We start from the raw sequence: 5,954 nt of genomic DNA on the forward strand, positions 1-5,954 counted from the left end.
CCAGCGCTCCAGCGTGATCTGCGCTGAGAATCAGTAGGTTAGGAATTGTTCAGGGCGAACTAAAGATGGTCTTGTGGCCGGTGACATCCATGTCGATGCTGTCGCGCGCTATCTTTACCATATCGAGGAAGGCGGCACGGCGATGCGCTATGGCGTAGCGATTGCTCGTGGCAAACTTTATGAGCCAGGCGTCTACACGATCAAGCGCAAGGTCAGGTGGCCGCATTGGCAGCCAACACAGAACATGATTGACCGCGACCCGGAGCTCTATGCCGACATCGCTGACGGTATGGAACCCGGACCTGAGAACGCGCTCGGGTCACGGGCGCTTTATCTCTATGTCGGGGACCGAGACACCTATCTGCGCATCCACGGTACACCACAGCCGCGAAGCATCGGCGGCCGAGCCAGTTCCGGTTGCGTCCGGATGGTCATGGCGCACATAAACGATCTGTATCCGAATGTGGAGATTGGCTCGACGGCGTTCCTATATTCGGCCGAGGACAGCGTGACTCCGCAGAGTTGACCCAAGCCGCGCCGTCAATCCGACGCTTGGACGCGTCAATCAGGATTGGCGTGCGACGCAGATGGGATTGCCGCCTGCCGATCGCAACGGGACCAAGGTCGTTTCCACCGGCCCACTATGGGCATACCAATAGCAATTATCTTCGGGACGTAGCCGTGCCGTGATGAGATCCTGGTCGGGTGCAGCGAGGGCTGCGACAGATTCTGGAACATTGCCGATCCTGAATGGATCGTTGTCTTCCTTAGAAGGCACCGCGCAGCCAGCCAGGGCCAATGTTGCAACCATGATCACCGCATATTTTTGAAGCATATCTATCTCACTCTTTGGCAGGTCAGCCGCGTCCTCAGACTTAGCGGCGCGTTTCAAGGTTCCGCAGGTCTGTGTCCTTATTTGACCAAGTTTCTGTTTTTGCTCTTGAAGCTCTAGTTACTGTAGGGGCTATCTCAATGTGGAATGAACGAATCCCGAGGTCAATCCCATGTCTTCCAATGGCCACCGCCACGACCACAAGCACAGCTCTGACTGCAGTCACGATCATGGTGATGATCACAAACATGCGAGCGTAGTTCCCCACTCTCATGGAAAAGGTGCTGCGTGCTGCGGTGCTGGAGCCAACACGGGACCGGCACAATCCATCCCCTCGAATGGGCGAAGTTTTCAAGTTTCCGGTCTAGATTGTGCCGAAGAGGTGGCAATCCTGAATAGGGTGGTCGGTCCAAAAGTCGGCGGGACTGAGCATCTGGCGTTCGATGTCATCAATGGTCGGATGACGATTCTGGATACCGCAGTCGGAATTTCGGACAACGAGGTTTCGCAACTGGTCGCGAGTACCGGCATGAGCACAAAACCGTGGGACGCCGACAACGCAGCAGAGGATCAGGCCGCGCATCTGGCACGTCAGAAGCGCTTTACCTCGTTGAGCGGCGGCTTCTGGGCGGCGGGGTTCCTTTTTCACATTGTCGAGACCGGCATGGGCGGCGCGCTCGGGCTCTTTGCGGGGCATGGCGAGGTGCCTATGCCTATGGCGGAAGCAGGGATCTTCGCCGTCGCGATCCTCTTTGGGGTCTGGCTGGTTGCGCCCAAGGCATGGTCTTCGGCGCGGCGACTTTCGCCAGACATGAACCTACTGATGGTGGTGGCCGTTGCAGGAGCCATCGGGCTCGGCGAATTCTTCGAGGCCGCGACGGTCGCGTTTTTCTTCTCTTTGTCGCTCTATCTTGAGAGCTGGAGTGTCGGTCGCGCACGCAACGCGGTTTCATCTCTCCTCGATCTGGCGCCGCCAACGGCGCGGGTTCTTTACGACGACGGATCTGAATCCGACGTTCCGGCCGCGGCCGTGGCAGTCAATGCAAGGTTTATCGTGCGCGGCGGCGACCGGATCCCCCTCGACGGTGAGGTCGTGGACGGGGCAGGGGCCGTCGATCAGGCCCCAATTACTGGGGAAAGCGCGCTAGTGCCCAAGGAACCCGGCGACGAGGTCTATGCCGGCACGATCAACGGCGAGGGCACACTGACGGTGCGGGCGACGAAGGCCGCCTCGGACACGGTGCTCGCGAAAATCATTCGCATGGTGGGCGATGCCCATGCCCGCCGCGCGCCGGTCGAACAGTGGGTGGCCAAGTTCGCGCGCATCTACACACCCATCGTGATGGCTTTGGCGATCGCCATCGCGCTGGTGCCGCCACTGCTGCTCGGCGGCGCCTGGGACTACTGGTTCTACAATGCTCTGGTCCTTCTGGTCATCGCATGTCCTTGCGCGCTGGTCATTTCTACGCCGGTTTCTATCGTGGCGGCGCTGACCGCGTCGGCACGGGCGGGGGTGCTCATCAAGGGCGGCGCCTATGTCGAGGCGCCGGGGCGGACCACGGCACTGGCGATGGACAAGACCGGGACGATCACCATGGGCGAGCCTGAGGTGGCGGCGGTTCACCCACTGGTCGGCGTTTCCGCACGCGATCTCATGGCGCTGGCAGCAAGTCTGGAGGCGCGGTCTTCACACCCGCTGGCACGCGCCATCCTCTCGCGCGCCGAAGCCGATGGTGTTTCCGTGTCTGCCGCAGAGGACACCCGCACCGTGCCCGGGCGCGGTCTGGAAGGACGCGCCGACGGGCGCGCTATCTGGCTCGGCTCGGATCGCTTCGCCGAAGAGAAGGGGTTCGGCAATGCCATTCCGGCGGATCTGCGGGATCGGATCGAAGGGGCAGGGAGCACCCTCGTTGCCGTGGGTGACGAGACCGGCGTGACCGGCGTACTGGAGCTTCGCGACCGCATCCGCCCAGATGCAAAGGGGATCGTTGCGCGCCTACACGCGCAGGGCGTGAAGACAATCGTCATGCTGACCGGCGATAACGAGCGCACCGCGCGTGCAGTGGCGGCCGAGGTCGGCATTGACGAGGTGCGTGCCGATCTCTTGCCAGAAGACAAGGTGACGGCCATCGAGGAACTGGTGGCAACCCACGACATGGTGGCGATGATCGGTGACGGCGTGAACGACGCACCGGCGATGGCGCGGGCGCATTATGCCATCGCCATGGGGGCTGTCGGTTCGGACGCGGCCATCGAGACGGCCGATATCGCGCTGATGACCGACGATCTGGCTCGAGTGCCGTGGCTGATTGCTCACTCTCGCCGGACAATGACGATTATCCACCAGAATATCGGTATATCGCTGGCAACCAAGGCGCTGTTCGTCGGGCTGACCGCGTTCGGGATGGCCTCGATGTGGGGCGCCATCGCTGCGGATGTAGGCGTATCCCTGTTGGTGGTCGCCAATGCGCTGCGGCTTTTGAACGGGCATCGGATCAAGGACGGGCCTTCGGGCGGTGAACCGGTGGGCGAGCAGATGGCGAAGGGAGCACTGGCGCACGGTCATTGATCCGACGTCTTCGTTAGAGTAACCTCTGGCACCAACAGACCTCGCAAAAAGGGGCGTCGAGCAGTGACAAACACCAGATTTCCACGGCGCGCCTTTTTGATGGGCGGATTTGCCGCCTTCCTGTCAGGCTGTGCCAGCAAGTTCCGGTCGTACAACGGACCCGAAGTGGCCCGGCTACGCATGTACAAGGCAGAGCGGTTTCTGGTTCTGGACGGGGCGGATGACGTCTTGCGGACCTATCCCATCGGATTAGGCTTCGCGCCCGAAGGTCACAAGCAGTTCGAGGGGGACGGCCGTACGCCGGAGGGTTCCTACGTGATTGATCGGCGCAACCCGGACAGCCTCTTTCACCTGTCAATCGGCATCTCATATCCCAACGCGGCAGACATCGCTTTTGCGCAGGCCCAAGGAAAGTCGCCCGGTGGCGACATTTTCATCCACGGCGGACCGCGCAAGGGGACTGACCCAATGAATGTCCGCGACTGGACAGCAGGCTGCATCGCCGTCACTGACCGCCAGATCGAGGAAATCTATGCCATGGTCAGGGACGGGACACCGATCGACATATACGCTTAAGGATCAGGTGAAGCGGCGCCGCAGCGCGACGTTGATCGCCTCAATGGCGATGACCATGGCGACGACCGCCATCGTGACGCTGGCCGCCTTATCATACTGGAAAGAGCGCACGTAGGTCTGGATGTAAAAGCCTATCCCGCCCGCGCCGACAATGCCGAGGATCAGCGACTCGCGCAGGTTCAACTCGAACCGGAAAATCGTGTCGCGGGCGACGACCGGCGCCATCTGCGGCCAGATCGCGTATCTGAGCCGCACGAGCGGCCCGGCGCCCGCGCTTTCCAGTGCGGCGATCGGCGCGCGGGACACGCCGTCGATCGCCTCGGCATAGAACTTGGCGAGCATCCCCGTTGCATGAAAGGCGACCGCGATGATGCCGGGCAGCGGCCCGAGCCCCACAGCGCCCACCATGAGCATGGCCACGAGGATCAGCGGAATCGCCCGGATGAAGGCAAGCAGCGTTCGGATCGGCCGGAACACCGCAGGCGATACCATCGTTTCGGAGGCGAGGATGGCCAGAGGGATCGACAGGATCACAGCGCCGAGGGAACCGAGGATCGCTATTCTCAGCGTTTCCGCGCTGCCCTTCCTGATCTCGGCCATCACTGTCGGATCGGGCGGGAACATCCGCCCGAGAAAGTCAGCGATCCGCGGACCGGCCGAAACGAGACGCGACAACTCGACATCGGTCGTGGCGAAGGACCAGAGGATCGCGCCGGCGATCAGGGCGCTGGTAACGAACCCGCCAAACCCGCCAAACTGCATCAGGACACCGCCCTGAGGCTGAGACCGGGCAATGGTTCGACCTCGCGGTAGAGCTCCGCCGTCGCATCATCGTTCAACTCGGAGGTCGGTACATCGAAGGCGATCCGCCCATCCCGCATGCCGATGATGCGCTGCGCGAAACGCCGCGCCAGGTCGGGCTGGTGCGAGGAAAACAGCGCCGTTGCGCCGCGCGCTTGCGCCGCCCCGGTCAGCAGCGCCAAGACCTCCCCAGCGCGGGTGGGGTCGAGGTTGCTCACCGGCTCGTCGGCGAGGATCAGCCGTGGCTCCTGCGCGAGACACCGCGCAATGGCCACGCGCTGCCGCTGGCCGCCGCTGAGACTGTCGACCCGGCGTTCGGCGAGATCGGCAATGCCGCAATCGGTGAGGGCTGTGCGCGCAATGTCGAGATCATGTGGCGTTGGCGACCCCAGCAGGGCGCGCAGGGGCGCCATCCGGCCTAGGCGGCCGTTCAGCACGTTGCGCAGAACCGTGGAGCGTTCGACCAAGGCGAATTCCTGAAACACGAAACCGGTATCAGGTCGGCTTGCGCGCGGCGGCGGTTGGTCGGGATCGAGCGGCGCACCCAAGACTGAAACGCGCCCGCGCCAGCCCTGAAGCCTGCCGTCGAGCAATGCCAGCAGCGTTGTTTTTCCTGCCCCGGACGGGCCGAGCAAAGCGACGCTTTCGCCGGTCGAAATTGTAAGCGAGACCCGCTCCAGCGCCGGAACACTCCCGCCCGGATGGGCAAAGTTCAGGTCGTCGATCCGGATCGCAATGTTCATTCCAGGAGCCCATATCGCCGTGCCATGTCGCGCACGCCGCCATAGGCGGCGGAGTCGGCCCTGACATAGCCGTCCGGCCCGTAGAGATAGCGCAGCTTGTCGCGGTTCTCAGGTTCGTTGAGCTGCAGCATCGCGTTGGTGAAGCGGTCTTGCACCTCGGCATCCAACCCGGGTCGCGCGATCACGACATGGCTCGGGATTGGCGGGCTTTCCGCGATCCATGTCACCTGTGCCTGCTGCTGCGGCGTCAGGAGCAGGTCCGCATACTGGCTGGCACCCGCGGCATCGACCAGACCTTCGGCCATCGCCTGCATGGCCTGCTGATAGCCGCCTGCGAAGAAGACGCGGCCGAAGAATGCCTCCGCCGCGCCCGGACCGTCGATCAGCCCAGCCTCGACGAATTCGGCGAGCGGATAGAGATAGCCAGATTCCG

At 62.8% G+C, this 5,954-nt stretch carries 6 protein-coding genes and 1 pseudogene; 3 read left to right on the top strand and 4 right to left on the bottom strand.

All coding sequences use genetic code 11. The annotated features are described in order from the left end of the window. Positions 1-61: 61 nt before the first annotated feature. Positions 62-526 (top strand): annotated as a pseudogene (locus DDE13_RS21510) (L,D-transpeptidase); the annotation flags it as partial. Between the two features lie 39 nt (positions 527-565). Here the strand turns inward: DDE13_RS21510 and DDE13_RS21515 are convergent. Beyond that, on the bottom strand, positions 566-835 hold the full coding sequence (locus DDE13_RS21515; protein WP_005613342.1) for a hypothetical protein: 270 nt from the start codon (positions 833-835) through the stop codon (positions 566-568). 169 nt (positions 836-1,004) lie between these two features. Here DDE13_RS21515 and DDE13_RS21520 point away from each other — a divergent pair, with 169 nt between their 5' ends. Together DDE13_RS21520 and DDE13_RS21525 are read left to right on the top strand one after the other, a co-directional pair. Continuing rightward, positions 1,005-3,401: a heavy metal translocating P-type ATPase gene (locus tag DDE13_RS21520; RefSeq protein ID WP_438873632.1), complete on the top strand. Its 2,397-nt coding sequence runs from the start codon at positions 1,005-1,007 to the stop codon at positions 3,399-3,401. A gap of 99 nt (positions 3,402-3,500) precedes the next feature. After that, positions 3,501-3,977, top strand: a complete 477-nt coding sequence (locus tag DDE13_RS21525) for a L,D-transpeptidase family protein (protein ID WP_040643433.1) — start codon at positions 3,501-3,503, stop codon at positions 3,975-3,977. Between the two features lie 3 nt (positions 3,978-3,980). On the opposite strand, the gene phnE is transcribed toward DDE13_RS21525, so the two are convergent. The 3 genes from phnE to DDE13_RS21540 all read right to left on the bottom strand — a co-directional run. After that, positions 3,981-4,739 carry a phosphonate ABC transporter, permease protein PhnE gene (gene phnE / locus DDE13_RS21530; RefSeq protein ID WP_046002642.1) on the bottom strand — a complete coding sequence of 253 codons (759 nt, stop codon included), beginning with the start codon at positions 4,737-4,739 and terminating at the stop codon, positions 3,981-3,983. Next, positions 4,739-5,521, bottom strand: a complete 783-nt coding sequence (locus tag DDE13_RS21535) for a phosphonate ABC transporter ATP-binding protein (RefSeq protein WP_046002643.1) — start codon at positions 5,519-5,521, stop codon at positions 4,739-4,741. The genes phnE and DDE13_RS21535 overlap by 1 nt, the downstream gene beginning before the upstream one ends. Next, the coding region (locus DDE13_RS21540; protein WP_162631164.1) for a phosphate/phosphite/phosphonate ABC transporter substrate-binding protein at positions 5,518-5,954 on the bottom strand (437 nt) is incomplete at its 5' end. The genes DDE13_RS21540 and DDE13_RS21535, both read right to left, overlap by 4 nt.

The organism is Meridianimarinicoccus zhengii (assembly GCF_003254465.1).
Lineage (GTDB): Bacteria > Pseudomonadota > Alphaproteobacteria > Rhodobacterales > Rhodobacteraceae > Meridianimarinicoccus > Meridianimarinicoccus zhengii.

Bases quoted from the DNA above. Each gene is read 5' to 3' on its own strand.
- DDE13_RS21515 (WP_005613342.1), bottom strand. From the start codon at position 835: ATGCTTCAAAAATATGCGGTGATCATGGTTGCAACATTGGCCCTGGCT.
- DDE13_RS21520 (WP_438873632.1), top strand. From the start codon at position 1,005: ATGTCTTCCAATGGCCACCGCCACGACCACAAGCACAGCTCTGACTGC.
- DDE13_RS21535 (WP_046002643.1), bottom strand. From the start codon at position 5,521: ATGAACATTGCGATCCGGATCGACGACCTGAACTTTGCCCATCCGGGC.
- DDE13_RS21525 (WP_040643433.1), top strand. From the start codon at position 3,501: ATGGGCGGATTTGCCGCCTTCCTGTCAGGCTGTGCCAGCAAGTTCCGG.
- phnE (WP_046002642.1), bottom strand. From the start codon at position 4,739: ATGCAGTTTGGCGGGTTTGGCGGGTTCGTTACCAGCGCCCTGATCGCC.